The 21,172-nt window shown below is 65.7% G+C and carries 18 protein-coding genes, 1 tRNA gene and 1 pseudogene; 9 read left to right on the top strand and 11 right to left on the bottom strand.

Translation table 11 applies throughout. The annotated features are described in order from the left end of the window. Positions 1–6: 6 nt before the first annotated feature. The 4 genes and pseudogenes from BLT92_RS21050 to BLT92_RS12930 form a co-directional block, all read right to left on the bottom strand. A pseudogene (locus BLT92_RS21050) lies at positions 7–174 on the bottom strand (regulator); the annotation flags it as partial. A 47-nt stretch (positions 175–221) separates the two neighbouring features. Further along, complete coding sequence (locus BLT92_RS12940) at positions 222–1,178, bottom strand: tryptophan 2,3-dioxygenase (protein WP_092106144.1); 957 nt, start codon at positions 1,176–1,178, stop codon at positions 222–224. A 115-nt stretch (positions 1,179–1,293) separates the two neighbouring features. Beyond that, positions 1,294–1,653, bottom strand: a complete 360-nt coding sequence (locus BLT92_RS12935) for a hypothetical protein (RefSeq protein WP_092106142.1) — start codon at positions 1,651–1,653, stop codon at positions 1,294–1,296. Further along, the gene (locus BLT92_RS12930; protein WP_092106140.1) at positions 1,650–2,786 is read right to left on the bottom strand and encodes a M4 family metallopeptidase; all 1,137 of its coding nucleotides are present in this window, start codon (positions 2,784–2,786) and stop codon (positions 1,650–1,652) included. The genes BLT92_RS12935 and BLT92_RS12930 overlap by 4 nt, the downstream gene beginning before the upstream one ends. Positions 2,787–2,900: 114 nt before the next feature. On the opposite strand from BLT92_RS12930, the gene BLT92_RS12925 reads away from it, so the two are divergent. Together BLT92_RS12925 and BLT92_RS12920 are read left to right on the top strand one after the other, a co-directional pair. After that, positions 2,901–3,530, top strand: a complete 630-nt coding sequence (locus BLT92_RS12925) for an ArsR/SmtB family transcription factor (protein WP_092106138.1) — start codon at positions 2,901–2,903, stop codon at positions 3,528–3,530. Then, a complete protein-coding gene (locus BLT92_RS12920) occupies positions 3,527–3,883 on the top strand; it encodes a hypothetical protein (protein ID WP_092106136.1) in 357 nt (118 codons plus the stop codon). Before BLT92_RS12925 ends, BLT92_RS12920 begins: the two co-directional genes overlap by 4 nt. Here the strand turns inward: BLT92_RS12920 and BLT92_RS12915 are convergent. Further along, on the bottom strand, positions 3,864–5,054 hold the full coding sequence (locus BLT92_RS12915; protein ID WP_231938819.1) for a low temperature requirement protein A: 1,191 nt from the start codon (positions 5,052–5,054) through the stop codon (positions 3,864–3,866). The two genes, BLT92_RS12920 and BLT92_RS12915, sit on opposite strands and share 20 nt — an antisense overlap. A 131-nt stretch (positions 5,055–5,185) precedes the next feature. On the opposite strand from BLT92_RS12915, the gene BLT92_RS12910 reads away from it, so the two are divergent. Further along, positions 5,186–6,508 carry an MFS transporter gene (locus BLT92_RS12910; protein ID WP_092106134.1) on the top strand — a complete coding sequence of 441 codons (1,323 nt, stop codon included), beginning with the start codon at positions 5,186–5,188 and terminating at the stop codon, positions 6,506–6,508. Between the two features lie 128 nt (positions 6,509–6,636). Further along, positions 6,637–8,652, top strand: a complete 2,016-nt coding sequence (locus BLT92_RS12905) for an ABC1 kinase family protein (protein ID WP_231938817.1) — start codon at positions 6,637–6,639, stop codon at positions 8,650–8,652. 50 nt (positions 8,653–8,702) lie between these two features. On the opposite strand, the gene BLT92_RS12900 is transcribed toward BLT92_RS12905, so the two are convergent. The 4 genes from BLT92_RS12900 to BLT92_RS12885 form a co-directional block, all read right to left on the bottom strand. Then, positions 8,703–9,329: a hypothetical protein gene (locus BLT92_RS12900; protein ID WP_231938816.1), complete on the bottom strand. Its 627-nt coding sequence runs from the start codon at positions 9,327–9,329 to the stop codon at positions 8,703–8,705. A 305-nt stretch (positions 9,330–9,634) separates the two neighbouring features. Then, positions 9,635–9,710 (bottom strand) — tRNA-Thr (locus BLT92_RS12895). 170 nt (positions 9,711–9,880) lie between these two features. Beyond that, a complete protein-coding gene (locus tag BLT92_RS12890) occupies positions 9,881–10,741 on the bottom strand; it encodes a DsbA family protein (RefSeq protein ID WP_092106130.1) in 861 nt (286 codons plus the stop codon). 134 nt (positions 10,742–10,875) lie between these two features. Beyond that, positions 10,876–12,945: a serine/threonine protein kinase gene (locus tag BLT92_RS12885; RefSeq protein ID WP_092106128.1), complete on the bottom strand. Its 2,070-nt coding sequence runs from the start codon at positions 12,943–12,945 to the stop codon at positions 10,876–10,878. Positions 12,946–13,010: 65 nt separating this feature from the next. Here BLT92_RS12885 and BLT92_RS12880 point away from each other — a divergent pair, with 65 nt between their 5' ends. Then, positions 13,011–14,621, top strand: a complete 1,611-nt coding sequence (locus tag BLT92_RS12880; RefSeq protein ID WP_092106126.1) for an alpha,alpha-trehalose-phosphate synthase (UDP-forming) — start codon at positions 13,011–13,013, stop codon at positions 14,619–14,621. Continuing rightward, positions 14,618–15,613 carry a trehalose-phosphatase gene (locus BLT92_RS12875; RefSeq protein ID WP_092106124.1) on the top strand — a complete coding sequence of 332 codons (996 nt, stop codon included), beginning with the start codon at positions 14,618–14,620 and terminating at the stop codon, positions 15,611–15,613. The genes BLT92_RS12880 and BLT92_RS12875 overlap by 4 nt, the downstream gene beginning before the upstream one ends. A 68-nt stretch (positions 15,614–15,681) precedes the next feature. On the opposite strand, the gene BLT92_RS12870 is transcribed toward BLT92_RS12875, so the two are convergent. Both BLT92_RS12870 and BLT92_RS12865 read right to left on the bottom strand, forming a co-directional pair. Next, positions 15,682–16,752 carry a substrate-binding domain-containing protein gene (locus tag BLT92_RS12870; RefSeq protein WP_092106120.1) on the bottom strand — a complete coding sequence of 357 codons (1,071 nt, stop codon included), beginning with the start codon at positions 16,750–16,752 and terminating at the stop codon, positions 15,682–15,684. Next, positions 16,749–17,729: a LacI family DNA-binding transcriptional regulator gene (locus BLT92_RS12865; RefSeq protein WP_092106118.1), complete on the bottom strand. Its 981-nt coding sequence runs from the start codon at positions 17,727–17,729 to the stop codon at positions 16,749–16,751. Before BLT92_RS12865 ends, BLT92_RS12870 begins: the two co-directional genes overlap by 4 nt. Before the next feature lie 209 nt (positions 17,730–17,938). On the opposite strand from BLT92_RS12865, the gene BLT92_RS12860 reads away from it, so the two are divergent. The 3 genes from BLT92_RS12860 to BLT92_RS12850 all read left to right on the top strand — a co-directional run bounded on the left by BLT92_RS12860 (position 17,939) and on the right by BLT92_RS12850 (position 21,059). Continuing rightward, positions 17,939–18,646, top strand: coding sequence for an ABC transporter ATP-binding protein (locus tag BLT92_RS12860; protein ID WP_231938815.1), 708 nt, complete (start codon positions 17,939–17,941; stop codon positions 18,644–18,646). A gap of 3 nt (positions 18,647–18,649) precedes the next feature. Continuing rightward, the gene (locus tag BLT92_RS12855) at positions 18,650–19,918 is read left to right on the top strand and encodes a DUF4032 domain-containing protein (RefSeq protein ID WP_092106116.1); all 1,269 of its coding nucleotides are present in this window, start codon (positions 18,650–18,652) and stop codon (positions 19,916–19,918) included. Between the two features lie 232 nt (positions 19,919–20,150). Beyond that, the gene (locus BLT92_RS12850) at positions 20,151–21,059 is read left to right on the top strand and encodes an SDR family NAD(P)-dependent oxidoreductase (protein ID WP_092109294.1); all 909 of its coding nucleotides are present in this window, start codon (positions 20,151–20,153) and stop codon (positions 21,057–21,059) included. Positions 21,060–21,172: the final 113 nt, after the last annotated feature.

Below are 21,172 nucleotides of genomic sequence, written 5' to 3'. Positions count from 1 at the left end.
TCCCGCGATGCTCTCCCGCTTCTCGCCGAGGAGCAGCCCCTTGCCCTTGAGCCGCGACAGCGCGCTGCGGGTCGAGGAATTCGAGACACCGGCGGTGGCGAGGAGCTCGAGCAGAGCGGCGACCCGGATCCACCCGCCCAGGTCTCGCAGGTGGAGTCCGACGAAGGTCCGCAGCAGGGAGGTGGGGTTGCCGGGGCCCGGTTCGAGATCGACGATCGGTCTCAGCTCCCCGGGCAGCCGGTCGCTGGGTTCTGGCCGGTCGCTGAGTTCTGGCCGCCCGCCGTGGTCGTTCCGGTCGCGGTGCCGGGGCCGTTCTCGATGCCGGTGCGGATGTCGAAGAGTTCGGGGAAGAACGTGAGATCGAGCGCCTTCTGCAGGAACCCGACGCCACTCGACCCGCCGGTGCCGCGCTTCATGCCGATGATCCGCAGCACCGTGCGCATGTGGCGGTAGCGCCAGAGCTGGAAGTTCTCCTCGAGATCGACGAGCTCTTCACAGCTCTCGTACTCCAGCCAGTAGGTTTCCGGGTTCTCGTAGATGATTCGGAAGGTGTCGAGGAGCTCCTCGTCGAAGGTGTGTGCCACGCTCACGTCCCGATCCAGCAGTCGCTGTGGAACCGGGAGTCCGCGGCGAGCGAGGAAGCGCAGGAACTCGTCGTAGACACTCGGCTCGTTGAGGTAGGTCTCAAGCTGCGCGCGGGCTTCGGGTTCGCCGTCGAAGACCTGCAGCATATCGGCGTTCTTGTTGCCGAGCAGGAACTCCACGGCCCGGTACTGCCAGGATTGGAAGCCCGATGACCGGCCGAGTTCGTCGCGGAACCCGACGTATTCGCTCGGGGTCAGCGTCGCGAGCACCGACCACTGCTCGGTCAGGGTCTTCTGAATGTGCTTGACGCGGGCGATGCGCTTGAGCGCGAGCTGGAGCTGGTCGCCCGCGATGAGCCTGCGGGCGTCGAGGAGTTCGTGGATGACGAGTTTGAACCACAGCTCCGTGGTCTGATGCTGGATGATGAACAGCAGCTCGTCGTGGTGGACCGGTTCACTGACCGGATGCTGGGATGTCAGCAGACGGTCGAGGCTGAGGTAGGACCCATAGGTCATCGTCGACCGCAGGTCCGTGTGGATACCCGCTTCGAGATCTCGTTCGTTCTTGGCTGCCGTGGAGTCGTCATGAGTCATGCGACCAAGCTTATTGCACTTTCAGGCCGATCGGACCAGTCATGCAACATCGATCGGAGCGGTGGGGCAGTCGCTCCCCCAGCATCACACTCGGTTTTCTCCGGTCCTGCGTCGTTCAGGTCGCGCCGGGCCTGCGTCGCTGCGGTTCGGCGATCGCACGGACCTGCTCGACGAGGCTCTTCCACTCCCCCGGCATCTCAGCCTCACCGAAGCGGACCAGGCCGAAGCGACTCTCGATGGCATAGACATAGCGGTCCACTTGCGTGCGGGATCGCGCTTCCTCACCGGCTTCACCCCCGGCACCGCCGGCCGCCTCGGGCTGCGAGTCGCCCTCCCACGGGAGCTCGGCCACCTTCGGCCCGATACTCTCCCGGTGTTCGCTCGAGTCGATGTCGAGGTCCCACACGAGCAGGAGTCCGCCGATTCCACCGCTGCGCTCGACGATGAGATGACCGAATTCGCCGCCCTCATTCACCAGCTGCTCCCCACGTTTCCCCGACCTGCACCCCGGGTGACGCCGACGGCGTCCCAGCTCTGAACGAGGGCGTCGTGGACGTCGGACCCCTCACCGAAGGCCGCAACCGCCTCGGCGATGGTCAGGGCCGCGAAGCCCGCGAAATCGGTGCGCGTGGTGATATCGGATCCGGTCAGCACGGCGTACCAGACCTGGCCGACGGTCTCCCATGCTTGACCGCCGAGGCGGGTCGCCGCAAGCGCGAAGGCGCGATTGGGGATGCCGGAATTGAGATGGACCCCGCCGTTGTCCGAATCCGTGGTGACGAAGTCGTCCATATGGTCGGGCTGCGGGTCCTGTCCGAGCACATCGTCATCGTAGGCGGTGCCGGGTGCGAGCATGGAGCGCAATGCCTGACCGGTGACCTCGGGGGTGAAGATTCCGGCACCGATGAGCCAGGTGGCGTCACCGGCGTCCTGTCCGGAATCGTGCTGTTCGGTCAGGGCGCCGAACACGTCGGCGCAGTGCTCATTGAGCGCACCGGGCTGCCCGAAGTACTCGAGGTCGGCAGTGTGGCTGATGACCCCGTGGCTGAGTTCGTGGCCGATGATCGACAGCGATCCGGTGAAGCCGGTGAAGACCTCGCCGTCTCCGTCACCGAAGACCATGAGGCGTCCGTCGAAGAAGGCGTTGTCGTAGTCCTGGCCGTAGTGGACGCTGGCGATGAGCGGCATCCCATTGCCGTCGAGCGACTTGCGCTCGAAGGCCTCGGCGAAGAGCGAATAAGAGGCCCCGAGCCCGTCATAGGCCTCATTGACCGCCTCGTCGGACACCGGCTCCTCGCCCTCGCTGCGGACGAGGACACCGGGCAGGGTCTCAGTGCCCTGAGCATCGTGGATGAGGCGATCCACCCCGGCGCTCGCGTGTGCAGCCACGGATCGCTTCGCGCTCGGCGACCCCGCGGGCGATTCGCCCGAACCATCTGCGGCCCTCCCCAGCGGCGTGTAGCGCAGTCCCTCGGCACGCAGGCTGCGACTGGACTCATCGGACATCCGAGCACTGCGTGCGGCACGGGCCGCACGCGGGAACCTCTCACCTCCGCGTTCGGCGAGGCTATCGAGAAGGTAGGGAGGGACAACGTGAAGGCAAGTCATGTGACCAGCGTCTCATCCCCGACTGTGAAACGACCAGGAGGACTGCGAAATGAACGGCAGATTTCATGCAAATATTCTATTGCAAACATTCCTTTGCAACTGTATCTTTGCAATATGACCGATTCGCAGCCCGACCCTCAGCCCAGTTCGCACCCCGAGCACGCACGCAGGATCGAATCCTCTGCGCTCAAGGGACTCGCCCACCCCCTGCGCATGGCGATCTATGATGCGCTGGCGAAATACGGTCCGCAGACGGCGACGACACTGGCCGACAGACTCGGCGAATCCTCCGGATCGACCAGCTACCACCTGCGTCAGCTCGCTCGACACGACTTCATCCGGCAGGTCGAGGGCGGCACCGGAGGCAGGAAGAAGTGGTGGGAACGGATCCCCGGGGCGGTCACCGTTCCGTCACGGAACGAGAGCCGAGATTCCGCGTCGCATGCTGCTGCCGACTTCGTCATCCGAGAGTGGAACCGCAGCAGCGCCCGGGCGCTCGAGGACTTCGTCATCGGATCCACCGACGAGGATCGCCTGTCCGCCGAATGGCTGGAGGCCGCAGACAACACGACCAGTTATCTTCACCTGACCTCGGACCAGCTTGCCGAGGTGGCAAAGCGCTTCCACGACACGACCCAGAACCTCATCGACGAGTTCCGCGGTCGCAATGACCCGGGATCCCGCCCGGTGCAGATTCAGTTCAACGCCTTCCCCCTGATCGATGGAGAGGAAACCCCATCATGAGCACGGCGATCACCCCCGCCCGACCACCGACCTTCCAGCGAGGTCCTGGCAGGATCGTCGAACGCACGACGACCATCACCCGTGAGATCTTCCTCGACGACCCAGCACCAACGTTGCTCGGCGCAGGGTCGTCGTCCCCGCACAGATCCGAAGCAGCAGCCGAGCCGCTGTCGCCGCCATCCGAGATGCGACTCCACGGACTCAACCGGGTCATGGTCCGCATCGGCGTGTGGCTGATCGAAGCCGGCCGGCGACATGCGCTTCGCCCCTCAGCCGACGCGGACGAGATCGCCCGCAGAGTCGATGCGGCGAAGGCTCACGACATGAAGCACTTCATCGGCCTCCCGTACTGAGCGCGGCCTCCTTCGGTGAGGCCACGATGAGGGTGATGACGATGATGATCATGAAGAAGGTCGTGAGGAACGTCGGGACTGGGATGATCGGATCGAGGAGGACGAGGACCGCGCAGACGGGCACGATCGTGTTGACGGCCCCGCCGGCGTTGGGTCTGATCGCCAGCACCCACACGCCGAGAACGAAGACGGCGATCGGCACGGACACCGTGAAGGTCGCAAGCACCGGGTCGAGCGCGCTGTCGCCCAGCTGCGAGTCGACCTCGATGCCGACCCCTGCGGAGAACGCCCCAGCGGCGGCGAAGATGACGTAGTGACCATAGCCGTAGGTGAGTGAGCCGCCGAGGCCGCCGATCGCGCGGTGGTGAGGCGGCCAGAAGTAGATCGACCACATCGCCGCAGTCACGAGCAGGCTGAGGACGCCCAGAGACACCAAAGAGACGATGTCCTCGCTGTCCTCGAACGCCCCGAACACCGCATTCGCCGAGGCCAACATGGACTCGCCGAGGACGATGATCGTGAAGCAGCCGTAGCGTTCGGTGATGTGCTCGGGATGCCAGGGCGTCGTCCCCCGCGCTTCCGCAATGACGGGGATGGCCACCTCGGCGAGGACGAGGGCGAGGAAGACGACCACCGATGCCATGGGAGCGTCGATGCTCATCCACGCCACCCACAACACCTGCACGATGCCGATTCCGCAAGCATAGATCAGCGTCGCCCGTCGTGCCTCACCCGCATGCCGCGAGGCTCGCAGCCACTGCGCGATCATGACCACGCGCATGAGGATGTAGCCGAGGATGACGATGAGGAAGTTGTCGTCGGCGAAGGCCGGTCCGATGCCTGCAGCGAGGATGAGCACACCGCCCATCTGCACGATCGTCAACACCCGGTAGAGCCAGTCGTCGGTGTCGAACGAGGTCGCAAACCACGTGAAATTCATCCACGCCCACCAGATCGCGAAGAAGACCATGAGGTACTTGGCCAGACCGTCGCCGAGGTGGCCCGTCGTGACCGCCTCATGCAGGTTCGTCGCCGCGATGGACACCGCAATAACGAAGACGAGGTCGAAGAAGAGCTCGAGCGAACTCGCCGCCCGAGAGTCCTCACCGGGGTCACGAGGGCGCATCGGAACGAGTCGGAATCTGCTCGGCTGCACCGCTGGACTGATCATGTCGATCACTTTCGCATAGGGGCACGGGTGGGACGAGTTCTCGCTGGGGACAGTGTAGACCGCCGGCCAGCAAGATCCCCTGCCACCGGCGGGCCGATCTGTGCAGCGATGCAGGCGACTAGACTGACCAGGTGCTCAAACCCATCGTGTGGCCGGTCCTCGCACCGTCACTCCTCTTCGCCGTCGGCCTGGGCGCGGTCCTCCCAGTCATGGTCCTCGGTGCCCTCAACCTAGGGTCGAGCTCCTCCTTCGCCGCCGCCGTCGTCGGCATCATGGGAGCAGTGTCCCTTGTCGCGACGGTGCCGGCGGGGATTCTCGTCGACCGCCTCGGCGATTTCCGGGCCATGCTTGTGGCCACGATCGCCGCGGTCATCGTCCTCGGCGGGATCGTCGCCGCCTTCGTGTGGGAGACGCCTGCTTCCCTCGTCCTCTACACGGTGGCGCTCATGCTCTTCGCGCCGGTCTCCGATGTGTGGAATCTGGCCCGGCAGGCCGTCGTCGCCGAGGTGATGCCACCCCAGGACCTCTCGAAGGCGATGACCGCGCTGGGCGGGACTCAGCGCGTGGGCAATCTCATCGGACCGATCGTCGGCGCCGGCCTCATGCTCGTCTTCCCGCTCTGGTCGGTCTTCGTCTTCTCCGCCGTCGTCTCTGTCGCGGCCATCGTCATCATGGCCCTGCCCATCGCCCAGATCCCCGGGTACTCCGACCGCGGGAATCCCCCTCCTCGGCGTTCATCGGACGCGAATTCGTCCGACGCGAATTCGTCCGACGCGAATTCGTCCGCCGACGGCCCTCCCACCGCCGACGCAGCGACGGACCCCACCCTCGCCGAGGCGCTTGCACAGAAATCCCGAAAGCCGCCCCGCCCTCGTCTCAAGGTGAGGTGGAAGGCCGTGATCCTCGTCGGGATCTCGATGATCGCCCTGACCGTGGCCAGGTCGGCCCAACCTGTGGTGGTCCAGCTGTGGGGCGTTGAGATCGGCCTGGAAGAGTCCTCGATTTCACTGCTCATCGCCTTCGGGTCGGGCCTCGAGCTCATCTTCATGTTCCTCGGCGCCTACATCAAGGACCACCTTGGCCGGACCACGACCATGGTCGCGTGCCTGACGATCTTCGGGGCCGGCTTCGTGGTCATGGTGCTGCGCCCGGACCTGGTCGGCATGATCGCAGCCGCGGCGATCATGGCCGTGGGCAACGGACTGGGTGCCGGAATCAACATGACGATCGGCGCCGACCTGTCTCCGACCGTCGGACGCGCCCGCTTCCTCGGGATCTGGGCAATCTTCTCCAACGGCGGCAAGCTGGCGGGCCCGACCGTCGTCTCGCTGGTCATCACCATCGCCTCGCTGCGCCTCGGAGTCATGTTCCCAGGACTCTTTGCCACCCTCGGCGCCGTGTGGATCATCATCTGGTCCAAGCAGATCGGACTGCCCAGCAGACGACGGCGCTGAGCCCTGCCGCGTCGACCGCAGCAGGCACACACCGGCTGAGCAGCCGCTCGAACCGCAGCGAAGCGATTAGGCTGATCATGACCGGTCCTTGACGTTCGGACTCCCCCGCTGTGGAAGGAAAGGTGCTCATGGCGGCCCTCGATTTCGGAGCCTTGGTGCTGCTGAGCATCGCCGCCCTGCTGTTCCTCCTCCTGCAGTCGTGGCTGGCTGCCACGGTGGTGCGACGCGTCGTCGGAGTCCCGACGGGCTGGCCGCGGACCATCGGAGTGGGTCTGGTGATGAGCGCCGTCATGGCGGTCACGGTCCAATACCTCTATCGTGCCGGGTCAGGGCAGAACCCCGGTGGTCTCGAGGTGGCACCGGGGGTTGCTCTCATGCTGCTGCTGTTGGCGACCGGGTGGATCTTCGCTCTGGGCGTCGGAGCTCTCGTCGTCATCGAAGCGGCGTTCCCGACCGGATCGTTGCCCGGCCCGCAGTCGCTGTTCTTCGGCTGGAAGGCACGCCGGCGACGCGGCCGACGCTACGCCGAGGTCGTGTCGATCGCCGTTCGCCACGGCTTGGGCTCCCAGATCCGCGGCTTCGGTCGGGGTGCGGCCCCGAGGCGTGAGGCGAAGACGGCTCGCGCGCTCAAGGACTCACTGGCCGAAGCCGGGGTCACCTTCGTCAAGCTCGGGCAGATGCTCTCCACCCGCCGCGATGTGCTGCCTCCTAGCTACATCCACGAATTGGAGACGCTGCAGACACAGGTCTCCCCCGAACCCTGGTCTGTCATCGAACCGGCGATCGAAGAGCGTCTGAGCCAGCCCCTGGACAACGTCTTCTCCCGCATCGACGCAACTCCTCTGGCCGCTGCATCCGTGGCCCAGGTCCATGAGGCAACTCTGCTCGACGGCACCGATGTCATCGTCAAGGTCCAGCGACCGAAGGCCCTCAACCAGGTCAATCAGGACCTCGACATCATTCTGCGTCTGGCCAGCTGGCTGAACAAGACGACGGTGTGGGGACAGAATCTGGGAATCGAGAACCTCGCCAAGGGATTCGCCAATTCCCTCGAGGAGGAGCTCGACTATCGGATCGAGCTCGACAATATGCGCACCATCGAACAGACTCTGTCGCGGTCGGGGAAGTTCTCCGTCACCGTGCCCCACGGCTACCCGGAGTTCTCCAGCGAGCGGCTCCTCATCATGGACAAACTGCCCGGGCATCCGGTGTCCTCGGCAGGAAAGACCCTGGCCGAACTCTCCGCGAAAGAGCGGAAGGCATTAGCTACCACCCTGCTCGGGGCAACACTCGAACAGATCATCACCGACGGCGTCTTCCACGCCGACCTGCACTCGGGCAACATCTTCATCATGCCCGACGGTGGCCTGGGACTGTTGGACTTCGGTGCGGTCGGCAGACTCGACCCGGGAACGCAGACCGCCCTGGGCCTCATGCTCTACTCGATCGACCAGAACGACAGTGCCGGAGCCACTGATTCACTCATCGAACTCCTCGGGCGCCCCGAGAACCTCGATGACCGAGCCGTCGAACGTGCGGTCGGCGAACTGCTCACCCGCTACGGCGGCGGATCCCGGTCGGCCAACGGGCAGAAGCTCTTCGATGACCTGTTCAACCTGGTCCTGGCTCACCGGTTCTCCGTTCCGGCCCCGATCAGTGCGGCCTTCCGCGCCCTTGCCTCGGTCGAGGGAGCACTCCTCGTCATCGATCCGAGCTTCGACGTGGTCGCCGTCGCCCGCCATGAGGGCAACCGCCTCATGCGCAGCAAACTGAAGTCCACGAAGATCACCGACGAGTTCCAGAGACGTGCGATGCAGATCCTGCCGATGATCGACCGCCTGCCTCGGCGGCTCAACAAGATCACCGAGGACCTCGAGCAGGGCCGGTTCTCAATGAACATGCGCGTGCTGGAGAACACGTCCGATCGACGGTTCCTCACGAGCCTGTTCCAGCAGCTCATCGTCGCCGTCCTGGCCGGTGCCGCCGTCCTGGGATCGATCATGCTCATCACCAGCGAACAGGGACCGCTGCTGACCGAGGGCATCCACCTCTACGCGTTCTTCGGATTCGTCCTGCTCTTCGGCGGCTTCGTGCTGAGCATGCGCTCTCTCATGCTCGTGTTCAAACGCGGCGTGGACGGGTAGGACTGTCGTGTTGGGACCTCTCACTGAACGCTCTCCTCGCCGCTGACAGCCTAAGCGGCGGGGACCTCGAACTCGGACTTGAACTCCGGCACCTTCTTGTCTTCGCCGATCACCTTCGCCTCGGGACGAATGTAGGACCCTTTGAGCTCGGCTGCCGTTTCACTCACGTAGATCGGAATGTAGCCCGTGTGCTCTCCATCGCGACGTGGCGCGCGTTCGAAATACTCATAACCAGCGGCTTCGAGTTCGTCTTTCGCGCTCGCTGCGTAGTTGGTCTCTTCGCCTGCACTGTCGAGGTAGAAATCCGACGCGCTGATGGTGCCGCCATAGCTCTTCCCAGGCACAACCTTCACTTCGATATAGACCATCTCTCCGTCAGGGTTGTCAGCCGCTTCGTAGAATTCGGTGGGGTTGTTGCGCACCGCGGACACGATGGTGACCACGTCTCCGGTCTCCTTGTCGGTGAACTCTGCACCGACCTTCACCTCGGTGCCCTCGGCCTCAGCGCCTTCGACAGCCGCACCGGTGCTTTCCGGCTCTGCGGTCTCTTCTGGAGTCTCTTCTGCTTCGAGTGCTTCATTCTGCTCTTGGCTGGGGGCCGCATCGTCGGGTGCCTCACCCGCCGCCGGGTCTTCGGTGCCGCAGGCTGACAACGCCAGTACGGCGGCAAAGGCCAAGGCTGAAGATTGCGTGAGAATTCGGGCTGAGTGTCGTCCGGTGCGGTTCATCGGTTTCCCTTTCGAAATAATGGGCACTGCATGAGGCAAATGATTGTTGACTCATTGGCCCTGACATGGAAAAACCTTATTGTCCGCGACCCCGATACAGGTGATGAGCACAGCACACCGCGTATCAGATCTGCAACAACTCCACAGTGGACCTGCGACCGAAACCCTGGCGAGCCCACCTTGGCGAGGCCAGGACCACCGCGTCAGCGCATAAGAAAACCGGGCCAGACAATTCACTGTCTGGCCCGGTCGGGTGGAGCCCCCCATCGGACTCGAACCGATGACCTTCGCTTTACAAGAGCGGTGCTCTACCAACTGAGCTAGGGAGGCGTGGCGGCGAAACGATGCCGTTGGCGCCTACACGATAGTAGTCCATTCACCTTCGCGGCCACAAAACGGCCACGGAACGGACGAGACGCGAACTCGACCGTGATGACATCGCTCTCCGGCTTCGGTCGACCACCACCTCGGCGATGGTCGACCGATGCTGATGGAGTCGCTCAGCCCTCGACCTCGCCAGTGGCCTTGAGGATCTCAAGGGCCAGTGCCTGCGGGTCGCTGGTCTTCTCGGTCTGTTTGCCGTTGATGAGCACCCAGGGAGTGCCTGTCACTCCGCTGTCCGTAGCCTCCGTCGTGGATTTCTCGACGAAATCCTTGAACGACTGGTCCGTGACACAGCTCTTGACGGTCTGCTCGGGATCGGACTGGAGCGGCTTCGAGGTGTCCACGCCGACTTCTTCGGCCACCTTGAGCAGTTCCTCGTCAGTACGACCGTTCGCGCCCTCTTCAGGCTGCTGAGCGTACATCGCGGGGAAGAAGTCCCTGGCGGTTTCGGGCTGGGAGTCGATGACGCAGGCGGCCAGATTGGCCGCGCGAGTCGAATATTCGTTGCCGCTGGAAGCACGGTCAAGGATCGACACCGGCTTGTACTCGAGCACGATCGATCCTTCGTCGGCGAGCTTCTCCAGAGTTTCGGCGTTGGTTTCCTCGAACGACTTGCATCCTGGGCACTGGAAGTCGAGGTAGACGGTCACCGTCGCAGCGTTGTCCTTGGCACCGGCTTCGGCAGGAGTGGGCAGGTCCGACTCCTCGCCGTCGGGCATCTGCTTCGGCTGCACCACTTGTCCGTCCTTGGCCATGCTGACACCGTTGGCGACGTAGTTGGCCGGGGTGATTCCCGGCTTGCTCTGCTGGAAGATGAGAACACCGACGATCGCGGCCACGACCACCACGACGACACCGATCCCCACGTAGAGGATGGTCTTGGCGGTCTTCTCCTTCTTCTCCTGAGCCGCTGCGATCTGGCGCGCGTTCTCACGTGCTTTGTTCCGCCGATTCTCACCGGAGTTGTTCTTCGCCATTGTTCCTCACGTTGCGATCGTCTGACGTCGGCCCAGCCTCGGACCGTGGGGAATCGGGACGACATACGAGACCCGACTGTCCCACCTTACCCAAACAGGCCCTGCCCCGACTCTCAGTGAAATTCAAGGATCAACTACACCGGGCCCGGCAGATAGGAGAACGGGTTGGTCGACAGGGGCCACCACGACATCCCGGCACCGGACTGAATGACCATGATCCCGACGATGATCAGGAGCGCGATCACGGACAGGGTGATGAGCCTGCCCAACTGGTTGGGCGTCGCCCCGGAGACCATGAGGCGTGATCCGTATCGCAGGCTGCCCGCGCCCGGCCCCAGCCACAGCACGAGGGCACCGGCGGCACCGGCGGCCCAGACCGACCACTGCTCCGAGTATCCGCTGGGCACGATTCCCGCGATGTCGAGTCGGGTCAGCACAAGCATCGCGACGCCGGCGATGGCCGGCAGGATGAAGGTCGCGGCCGAGGTCAGCACCGATGCCAGGATCGCGCCCGGCGCCGAGGCGAGCGAGCGCAGGAATCCCCTGGTCTTCGGTCCGTGCTCGAATCGGTGCTTCTGTGCCTTACGGTCCAATCGTGTGCCCGTTCGCGCCAGGATCGACCATAGGAACCCGATGAGGGTGACGAGCAGCGGGCCCAGCGGCATGATCGCGACTGCCAGCAGGATGAGACCGAACACAGCCCAGCCGCCGGTCCGGATCGTCCGGTAGGTCATCGGTCCCCAGCCGTATCCCTGCTGGCGCGGCTGAGCCGTCTGGTTTCCGGTGCCGTTGGGCCCTGGTCGGACAGTGCCCGGACCGAGCGGTTGTCCCACCGGCTGTCCGCCCTGTCCATACCCGCCGAGGTTGGTCCCGGCCATCGCTGATCCCGGAGCTGCCTGGATGCCGCCGTTGGGATTGCGCACCGGAGGTGCGGTGCCCGGCTGTGCAAATCCCTGCGGGCCCTGCTGGCCGGACCCATACCTCATCGTTGCACCCTGATTCGGGCCACCGGGATTCGAGGCACCTGGATTCGGGGCACCTAAGTTTGCCGCGCCGGGGTTTGATGCACCGTGATTCGGGGCACCTGAGTTCGTTCGATTGAAGTTCGGCCCGCCCGGGCTCGGGCCGCCCGGATTCAGTCCACCTGGGTAGGCGGTTCCCGGGTGGCCACCGCCCGGGTTGGGTACGTTCGGGTTCGGGGCCGAACCGGGGTAGTTCCCGCGTGGCGATCCGTGACCGGCTGCGCCGTAGCCCGAAGCACCATAGGCAGCCGCAGCTCCAGCGGCGGCGCCGCCGAGAGCCGCTGGAGCGCCATAGCCTGGCCCACCCCCGTCGACGGCCGGCATCCGCGCCGTCCCCGTCGGGGAAGCCTGGTTCGAGTTCCCGGCAGCCGGCCCGGAACCGAATTGCGGCGGACGCCCGGACTCGATGTCGACGAGGGCGTCGAGGATCATCTGGCCGCTGGGCCGGCGTTCGGGCTTCGGGTCGAGGCAGGCCGCGATCAGGGGAACGAAGTTGCGGGGAGCCTTGTCGAGGTCGAACTTGCCCATGGCCACGCGCCCGAGCACCGCCTCGAGGGGGCCCGAACCGTAGGGGTTGCGGCCAGTGGCGGCGTAGGCCATGGTCGCGGCCCACCCCCACCAGTCGGTCTTCTCGCTCGAGGTCTTGCCATCGGCGATCTCCGGTGACAGGTACCCGGGGGTTCCCATCACGAGGCCGGTCGCGGTCACGCGCACCTCATCGGCGACCTGGGCGATGCCGAAGTCGATGACCATCGGCTCCCCGTCCATGATCATGACGTTCGCGGGCTTGAGATCGCGGTGGATGACACCGGATTCGTGCACCGCGTTGAGTGCGTCGAGGAGGGCATGGCCGAAGTGGACGAGCTCGTCCTCGGCGAAGGGGCCGTTGTCCCTGACATCGTCGGACAGCGTCTGCCCGTCGACGAACTCGGTGATGATGAAGGGCTGCGCAGAGTCGAGCTCGGCGTCGAGCACCTCGGCGATGCGCGGATGTTTGATCCGCCGCAGCGTCCTGACCTCGCGCCCCAGTCGTTTGCGAGCGATCTCATCATTGGCGATGTGCGGGTGCAGAACCTTGACCGCGACAGGGTTGTTTCCGCCGTCGACACCGAGATAGACGACACCCATGCCGCCCGAGCCGAGCTCCTCGATGAGGCGGTAGCCTCCCAGATCCTGAACCATCACCTGTCCAAGCCTAGTCGAGCGGGTACAGTTCGTTCCAAGGACCGACTCAGGAGGAGGCGCAGATGAACACCGTCAACTCTGCCGAGACCACGACCGAATCCGCGTACGGTGACAGCGATTTCGTCGTCGTCGCGAACCGTCTGCCCGTCGACCGGGACCCCGCCGAGGAAAGCCAAGGATGGCGCACCTCACCTGGGGGTTTGGTCACCGCGGTGGCTCCGGTGATGAAGTCTCAGGAGGGTGCGTGGATCGGTTGGACCGGGGTGCCCGATGTCGACTTCGACCCGTTCACCATCGACGGCATGCATCTGGTTCCCGTCACCCTCACGAGTGAGGATGTCCTCAGATATTATGAAGGATTCTCCAATGCGACACTGTGGCCCCTCTACCACGATGTGATCGTCCCGCCCGAGTTCCACCGCACCTGGTGGGACTCGTATGTGCAGGTCAATGAGCGCTTCGCGGCCAAGGTCGCCGAGGTGGCTGCCGAGGGAGCGACCGTCTGGGTCCATGACTATCAGCTCCAGTTGGTTCCGCAGCTGGTGCGTCGGATGCGACCGGACCTGGCGATCGGGTTCTTCAACCACATCCCCTTCCCACCGTTCGAGCTCTTCGCGCAGCTGCCCTGGCGCGACGAGATCCTCCGCGGTCTCCTCGGCGCGGACCTCGTCGGATTCCAGCGTCCGGCCGATGCCGCGAACTTCCGTCGCGCTGTGCGCGGACGTCTGAACTTCACGACGAAAGGGTCAACGGTCGCCGTCCCCGCCGGCGATGTTCTCTCGGCACACACCGTGCGGGCCGAGGCATTCCCCATCTCCATCGACACCCCCTACCTCGAGGAGCTTGCGCGTGATCCGAAGATCATCGAGCGCGCGCGTCAGATCCGCGAAGAGGTCGGCAATCCGAAGGTCGTCATGCTGGGCGTGGACCGGATGGACTACACGAAGGGCATCCGGCACCGGCTCAAAGCATTCGGGGAGCTGCTGTCCGAGGGGAAGCTCGACATCGAGGACATTGTCCTGATCCAGATCGCGACCCCGTCACGAGAACGACTCGAGCAGTACAAGATCATCCGCCACGATGTGGAACTGGCCGTCGGCCGGATCAACGGTGAACAGGCCGAGGTCGGGTCGATCGCCGTCCACTACCTCCACCATTCCTATCCGCGCGATGAGATGACGGCGTTCTTCCTCGCCTCCGACGTCATGCTCGTGACCGCCCTGCGTGATGGGATGAACCTGGTGGCCAAGGAGTACGTGGCCTGCCGCGGAAGCGACGACGGCGCCCTGGTGCTGTCTGAGTTCACGGGGGCCGCCGACCAGCTCACCGGTGCCGTGATGGTCAACCCACACGACATCGGCAACCTCAAGGCCGGCATCCTCGACGCTGTGCAGATGGATGAGAAGACGCGAGCGCGGCGGATGAAGCAGATGCGCAAGAAGGTCTCCACGGACACCGTGAGCATCTGGTCGAAGAAGTTCCTCGCAGAACTCGAGGCCATCCACACGAACCCGGAGGCGATCATCCCCGACCGTCCCGCTTCGCTTCCCGAACGGTCGATGACCGCATCCGACCGCATCACCTCCACCGTTGACACACCTGCGCCGGCAGCCGCCTCTGGGCCCGGTGCCGCTGGATCCGGCGCCTCTGGACCCGGCGAGGAGCGTCGGTGACATCGGATCCGACCGCCATGTCGTCTTCCCAGACCCACTCCGGCCCGCCTCGGCCAGGGCGGACCAGCCCCGAGCAGGCGTCGACACCACGATCGGCTCCCGATTTCGCGACACCGGCCGCCCTCGACCTCACGCTGATCACGGGCGGCGATTCGGTCCTCATCGCCCTCGACTTCGACGGTGTGCTCGCGCCGCTGCAGGACAACCCCGACCAGTCCCGGATGCTCCCGGGGTCGGCACAGGCGATCGCCGACCTCAGCGGCCTGCCCCGGACCCGTGTGGCCCTGGTCTCGGGCCGCGACGTCACGACCCTGCGGCGGCTGGCCGAGCCACCCCGAGGCGTGTGGCTGGTCGGTTCGCACGGCGCCGAGGTGGACCTGGGCGAAGCCTCCCACTCGTCACACGGCCCATCATCGTCGCCCGGGGTGACGACAGCTCCACCCGAGGTCAGCGATGAAGAGCAGCGGATGCTCACCGCGATCGACGCTCACATCGAATCCTTCGAACACGACCTGACCGCGGGATCGGACTCGGTGCCTGGCACGAAGTCAGGCTCGGCGACCGGCGCGGGATCGGCCGCGGTCACCGAGGTCAGAGTCGAACGGAAGCCGTTCTCCCGCACGGTGCACACGCGCGGCCTCGACCCGGAGTTCGCGTCCGCGCTGCACGCTCATGTCATCGCCGTGCAGGCCGAACATCCCGGGATCCGCGTCATCGAGGGCCACGACATCACCGAACTCGCGGTGAAGACAGCAACGAAGGGCGACGGCCTGCGGGCTCTCATCGCCGCCGGATCCCCCTCATCGGTCCTCTACCTCGGCGACGATGTCACCGACGAGGACGCCTTCGCCGAACTCGAAGCCTCGACAACCAGCCTGGGCATCAAGGTCGGGCCGGCTCCGACTCGTGCCCCGTGGCGCATCACGGACCCTGTCGCCGTCGCCGAACTCCTCACACGCATCGCGACCGAACGCCGCGCACACCTGACATAGACCCGAAGCCGCCGCAGCGACGCCGCCAGTGACGGCCGCGGCGGGCCACTCGGTCGACGGCGGCCGCGTCAGCGTCGCTGCGGCGGCACCGCGCTGGCCCGCAGGACGAGATCCGGGGTCACCGAATAGTCGACGGCCACCGCCTCGGCGGGATCGGCCATCATCGCTCTCACCTCGCCCAGCGCGGAGACCGCGATCGCCTCCCAGTCGTAGCTGACCTGAGACAGCGAGGGGGCGATGACATCGGCGTCGGGCATGTCCCCGACCGTGAGCAGGGAGAGTTCACGAGGAAGGTCGAGGCGAGCGCGGGCTGCGGCCTCGAGGATGCCGAACGACAGTGAGGGTGCGCAGGCGATGACGGCCGTGCACTGCAGATGGAGCAGCTCCTCGGCCGCGGCGACTCCGGCCATGGTGCCTCTCGCGGCTTCGACCACGGGCGCCTGGTCACGGGTGGCGGGGATGTGGAGGACCTGGGCCATGGACTTGCGGAATCCGGCGATGCGCCCGGCCGCGGCGGAGTCGCGGAGCACGGCGAGTCCGATCCGACGATGCCCCAGGTGGACGAGGTGCTGCACCGCCGTCGCGATGCCGTCGGTGGCGTCGAGGACGATACGTGAGATCCCGTCTGAGTGTCGGGCGTTGGAGACCCTGATCTGCGGCAGATTGCGTTCGGCCAGCTTCGCGGCGAGTTCACCGGCCGCTCCCCCACCGAGGACGATCGCCCCCTGGATATGAGGCTCACCTCCATCCGGACCGAGCAGCGATTCCGCCAGGGCATCGGCCCGGTCGGCTGCGGCCTCCACATGGACTGCGGCGATGCCCTGGGCGAAGATCCTGCTGGTCAGGATCTCGAACAGGCGCGCATAGGGGTCGACGTTCCCGGCTGCCGCGGCGGGTCGGACCAGGGCGAGCATCTGCCTGGCGGGTGCGCTGCCCGAGTCCACGCCGAGGATCGCCAGTGCCCGCCTGACCTTGGCCAGTGAGCCCGGGGACACGGTGTCGGGGTGGCGCAGCGCCCGCGAGGCCGTCGCCTTCGACACCCCTGCCGCGCCGGCGATCGCGTCGAGCCCGATGTGCTTGTGCTCGCCCGGTTCCGGCGCATCGGGGGCATTGGTTCCGGAATTCGCTGTCGGGGTCATTGCCTGGCCGCCGTCGTCGAGGCTCGGGCCATGAGTCGGGGCCGGAACACCGGAGGAACCGATCGGAGGTCCTCACCTGAGATCTTCAGCGTCGACAGGGTCGCCGTGACGAGTGCCTGTGAGAGTCCCTCGAGGTCGAGGCCGAGCACGGTGGCCGGCGGACCGGTGAACTTCATCGTTGGTGAGTCCCCGAATCCCACGACCGACATGTCACGCGGCACCTGCAGGTGCCTGTTGCGCAGACCGTGCAGCGTTCCGTGCAGCTGCAGAGCCGACTGCACGATCACCGCGGTGCACGTCGCGTCCTTGAGGTCGAGGACGGCCCGTGAGCCGCCGGAGAAGGACTTCGGGACCTGCGCGATCCAGTCGTCGAGCTTGACCCCGAAGTTGCGTGCAGGATGCTCGGCGCGGAATCGTTTGATCAGTTGCACCGCGAGCTCACCGCTGTCATTGCAGATCAGACCGATACGTCGGTGACCGATGGCCCGGAGGTGCTCGAAGGCCGTCGTCATTCCCCCACCGAGGTCGAGGCGGGCGGCGATGATGTCGCCGCTGGCGTCGTCGGAGTCCACCGCCGACTGCTCGTCGACGCGGATGCAGGGAATGTCGGTGTGCAGGCTCGTCAGGGTCGGAGTCACAAGGGCGACGGCGCCGGCCTCGACTGCGACTTCAAGCGGGGTGGACTCGGTCTCGACGGGCGGGCGGGTGATGAGCAGACCGTGCTCCTGCAGTGCCGTGGCCACACGTGTGCAGACCTGGACCTGCCAGTATTCGGGGTTTCCGGGTGCGCTGACGGCCACCAGCCGCCTCGGCGCCTCATGCAGCAGGGTGGACCGTGAGTAGCCCAGCGCATCCATCGCATCCAGCACTTTGGTCCGAGTGCCGTCGGCCACCGCACCGCGCCTGCCGAGGACGCGGGAGACGGTCGCCAGGGACACGCCCGCCCGGGCTGCGACGTCGTCGAGCTTGACCTTCATACCGGGAAGTCTATCGGCGCACCCGCCGCGGTTTCGCACCCAGCATCTGCCCAGGTGTGCGCCCGCGCGCTGGCACAGTGCTGAGAATCACTCTACGCTTTGTCGAATCGACTGTCTCCGACCACGTGAGACGGCTTAGGATGAGTAGGACTGAGCATCCCCGCCAGGTCACCGACGACCAGCTGCTCACGAAGAACTAAGGAGGAAACATGTCAACAGTGTCGTTGAATGGCCTCAGTCATGCCTACGAGAACACCGTGTCCGCCTCGGTGCATCCGTTCAATCTCTTCATCGACGACGGCGAGTTCCTCGTCCTCTACGGCCCGTCCGGATCCGGCAAGTCGACCATCCTGCGCATGCTGCATGGCCTGGAGGCTCCCAAGACGGGCACGATCCTCATCGACGGCGTCGACATCACCCATGCCGCGGTCAATGATCGCGATGTCACGCTCGCCCTTGAGAGCTATGCCCTCTATCCGCACATGAGTGTGCGCGACAACCTCGGCTTCGCCCTTCGTGTCGATGGGCTTCCCGCCGAGGAGATCCGTGAGCGCGTCGAGTCCGTGACCTCGAAGATCGGGCTGCGCGACTTCCTCGATTCCGTGCCGGGCGATCTCTCCGCCCTGCAGCGCCAGACGATCGCCCTGGCCCGGGCCGTGGTTCGTCAGCCGAAGGTCCTGATCATGGACGAACCGGTCGTCAACCTCGTGCCCGAGCACCAGGCCGAAACCCTGCGCCTGGTCAAAGACCTGCAGCAGGAATTCGGGCTGACCACCCTCTACGCCACGGAGAATCTCGAGGATGCGAAGGTCCTCGGCGACCGCATCGCCTTCCTCGACCATGGGCGTCTGATCGGGGTGGAGAAACCTGAGGTCGCCGAGGCGCTCGTCGCCTCGATCGCGGACGTGGACTCCTGATCGGTGCCCGAGACCACAGCACCGCAGATCCATACGGTCCGCAGTGCCGACCATGCTGCGATAGCTCGGCTGCCGTGGCATCTTCCGCTCGGTGACTGGTCCCAGGACTTCCTCGGCGGGCTGCCTCGCGGCATCTCCCGCCACGTCGTGCGCTTCGTCGAGATCGGCGATGAGGTGCTGGCGATCAAGGAGACCGACGATCGTCGGGCCCTGCGCGAATTCGACATCCTCGGCGTGCTCGGAAACCTGGCCGTGCCCACGGTCGAACCGCGCGCCTATGTGACCAACCGGACAACCGCCTCGGCGACGGAGCTGCCTGGTGCACTGCTGACGGCCTATCTGGATTTCTCGCTGCCCTACCGTGCGCTGTTCTCACGGTCGCTGGCCGAGGACGCTGCCGACAGGCTCGTCGATGCCCTGGCAGTCCTGCTGGCCCGGCTCCACCTCGTCGGCTTCTACTGGGGTGATGTGTCGCTGTCGAACACACTGTTTCGGCGCGATGCCGATGCCTATGCCGCCTATGTCGTCGATGCGGAGACCGGGGAACTCCACGACCAGCTCTCGGACGGTCAGCGGCAGATGGATCTGCGCATCGCCAAGACGAACATCGCCGGTGACTTCCTCGATCTGCAGGCCGCGGGCCTCATCGAACCCAGCGTTGACCCGCTGGCAGCCGGTGAGCGCCTGTTCGAGGCCTACAACGGTCTGTGGAGAGAGCTGACACGGGTCGAGGAGTTCTCCGTCAACGAGCGATGGCGCATCGACGAGCGCATCCGCCGCCTCAACGACCTGGGCTTCGACCTGGGCGAGCTGACCGTGACCACCGACCTCGACGGCGTCAGCCTGCTGGTCGAGCCGAAGGTCGTCGAGCCCAACCACCATTCCCGCAGACTCCTGCGCCTGACCGGCATCGGGGCGAACGAGAACCAGGCGCGGACCATGCTCAACGACCTCGACTCCCACCGCAGCGCGCCCGGCTTCACCGGCGGAGCCCACGGTTCCGGCGAGCTGCCCGTCGAACTCGATGAGGACGAGGCCGCACGGATCTGGCTCGACGAGGTCTACAAGCCACTCATCAGCGCCATCCCGGAGAACCTCACGCACAAGCTCGAGCCCGGGCAGATCTTCTACGAATTCGTCGAGCACCGGCGGGTGATGTCGAGGGCCAGGCAGCGCGACATCCCGACGATGGAGGCCATCGCCTACTTCATCGTCGACTATCTCTCGAACCTCCCCGACGAGGCGCTCTACGTCGACAGTCAGAAATTCTGAGGGCTGCACGCCCGGACTCTGTCCGGGCCGGGTTCTGTTTGGGTTGGGGTCGGTCTGGGCTGGGGTCGGTCTGGGCTGGGATTCCACCAAGTGAAACGTGGACCCGGCGGCCACCTCGGCGGGCATATCTTTGAAATCAATGAGGCGATCACCGCCGGAAACGCCAGTGCTAGGAAAAGGACCTCCGATGTCGCAAGTCCCGCAGAACTCCGTGCCGACGACACAGAACTCCATGCCGACGAATGAGAACACCCCCTCGATCCCTTCGCTCTTCGACCTCAGCGGCCGCACCGCCGTCGTCGTCGGAGCGGGATCCGGGCTGGGGCAGGCGAGCGCGATCGGCCTCGCCGATGCCGGCGCCCACGTCGTCGTCGCCGACCTCAACGTCGACGGCGCCGAGGAGACCGTGCGGATCATCACCGAACGCCGCGGGTCTGCCGGCACCTCAACTGTCGACGACGCAAGCACCAGCGGCACGGGCTCCGGCGGTAAGGGCCCAGACGCCGGAAGTAAGGGCGGGCACAGCACCGCCTCGTCCCCAGGCGCCGAGGCGGCACGCGTCGACATCACCGACACCGAATCGGTCAAAGCCCTCGTCGCGGCCCACCCGGAGGCGCAGGTGCTCGTCATCACCCCGGGTGCGAACGTGCGCAAACGACTGCTGTCGACGACAGATGAGGAATTCGACCGCGTCATCGACATCAACCTCAAGGGCACCTATCGCCTGATGCGCGGGTTCGGCGCCGAGATGGCCGAACGCGGACGGGGCTCCATCGTGACCTACTCCTCGTTCCGAGCTCTGGCGATCGAACCGGGCCAGGGTCTCTACGCCGCGGCCAAAGCCGGCGTCGTCCAGCTGACGAAGACGCTGGCCAGTGAGCTGGGGCCCCAAGGCGTGCGCGTCAACGCGATCCTGCCCGGCCCCTTCGACACTCCGCTGACGCAGCAGATCAAGGCCGACGAGGAGTGGTGGACCGCCTATGCGGAGAAGACCGCCCTGGGCCGCTGGGGGCACCTGCACGAGATCGCCGGGCCGGTGCTGTTCCTCGCCTCCGATGCCTCGACCTACGTCACGGGACACTCGCAGATTGTCGACGGCGGTTGGATGGCCCAGGACGGACGCTTCTCCCCACGCCTGTAGCTCTCCTCCGCCCGGCGGGCCATGCCGGGACTGCGTGGTCTCGGGTATGCGGCGACCCATGCCGGGACTGCGTGGCCTCGAGTATGCGGCGTGTGGTCCTCGGCTTCGCACGT

This window comes from Brevibacterium picturae, from assembly GCF_900105045.1.
GTDB lineage: Bacteria > Actinomycetota > Actinomycetes > Actinomycetales > Brevibacteriaceae > Brevibacterium > Brevibacterium picturae.
Note: the sequence above shows the minus strand (reverse complement) of the source record. Positions and strands in the feature narration are given on the sequence as shown.

What these genes read in the sequence shown, in the direction of transcription:
- BLT92_RS12940 (WP_092106144.1), bottom strand. Translation starts at nt 1,178, where the DNA reads ATGACTCATGACGACTCCACGGCAGCCAAGAACGAACGAGATCTCGAA.
- BLT92_RS12930 (WP_092106140.1), bottom strand. Translation starts at nt 2,786, where the DNA reads ATGACTTGCCTTCACGTTGTCCCTCCCTACCTTCTCGATAGCCTCGCC.
- BLT92_RS12925 (WP_092106138.1), top strand. Translation starts at nt 2,901, where the DNA reads ATGACCGATTCGCAGCCCGACCCTCAGCCCAGTTCGCACCCCGAGCAC.
- BLT92_RS12920 (WP_092106136.1), top strand. Translation starts at nt 3,527, where the DNA reads ATGAGCACGGCGATCACCCCCGCCCGACCACCGACCTTCCAGCGAGGT.
- BLT92_RS12915 (WP_231938819.1), bottom strand. Translation starts at nt 5,054, where the DNA reads ATGATCAGTCCAGCGGTGCAGCCGAGCAGATTCCGACTCGTTCCGATG.
- BLT92_RS12905 (WP_231938817.1), top strand. Translation starts at nt 6,637, where the DNA reads ATGGCGGCCCTCGATTTCGGAGCCTTGGTGCTGCTGAGCATCGCCGCC.
- BLT92_RS12890 (WP_092106130.1), bottom strand. Translation starts at nt 10,741, where the DNA reads ATGGCGAAGAACAACTCCGGTGAGAATCGGCGGAACAAAGCACGTGAG.
- BLT92_RS12885 (WP_092106128.1), bottom strand. Translation starts at nt 12,945, where the DNA reads ATGGTTCAGGATCTGGGAGGCTACCGCCTCATCGAGGAGCTCGGCTCG.
- BLT92_RS12880 (WP_092106126.1), top strand. Translation starts at nt 13,011, where the DNA reads ATGAACACCGTCAACTCTGCCGAGACCACGACCGAATCCGCGTACGGT.
- BLT92_RS12870 (WP_092106120.1), bottom strand. Translation starts at nt 16,752, where the DNA reads ATGACCCCGACAGCGAATTCCGGAACCAATGCCCCCGATGCGCCGGAA.
- BLT92_RS12865 (WP_092106118.1), bottom strand. Translation starts at nt 17,729, where the DNA reads ATGAAGGTCAAGCTCGACGACGTCGCAGCCCGGGCGGGCGTGTCCCTG.
- BLT92_RS12860 (WP_231938815.1), top strand. Translation starts at nt 17,939, where the DNA reads ATGTCAACAGTGTCGTTGAATGGCCTCAGTCATGCCTACGAGAACACC.
- BLT92_RS12850 (WP_092109294.1), top strand. Translation starts at nt 20,151, where the DNA reads ATGCCGACGAATGAGAACACCCCCTCGATCCCTTCGCTCTTCGACCTC.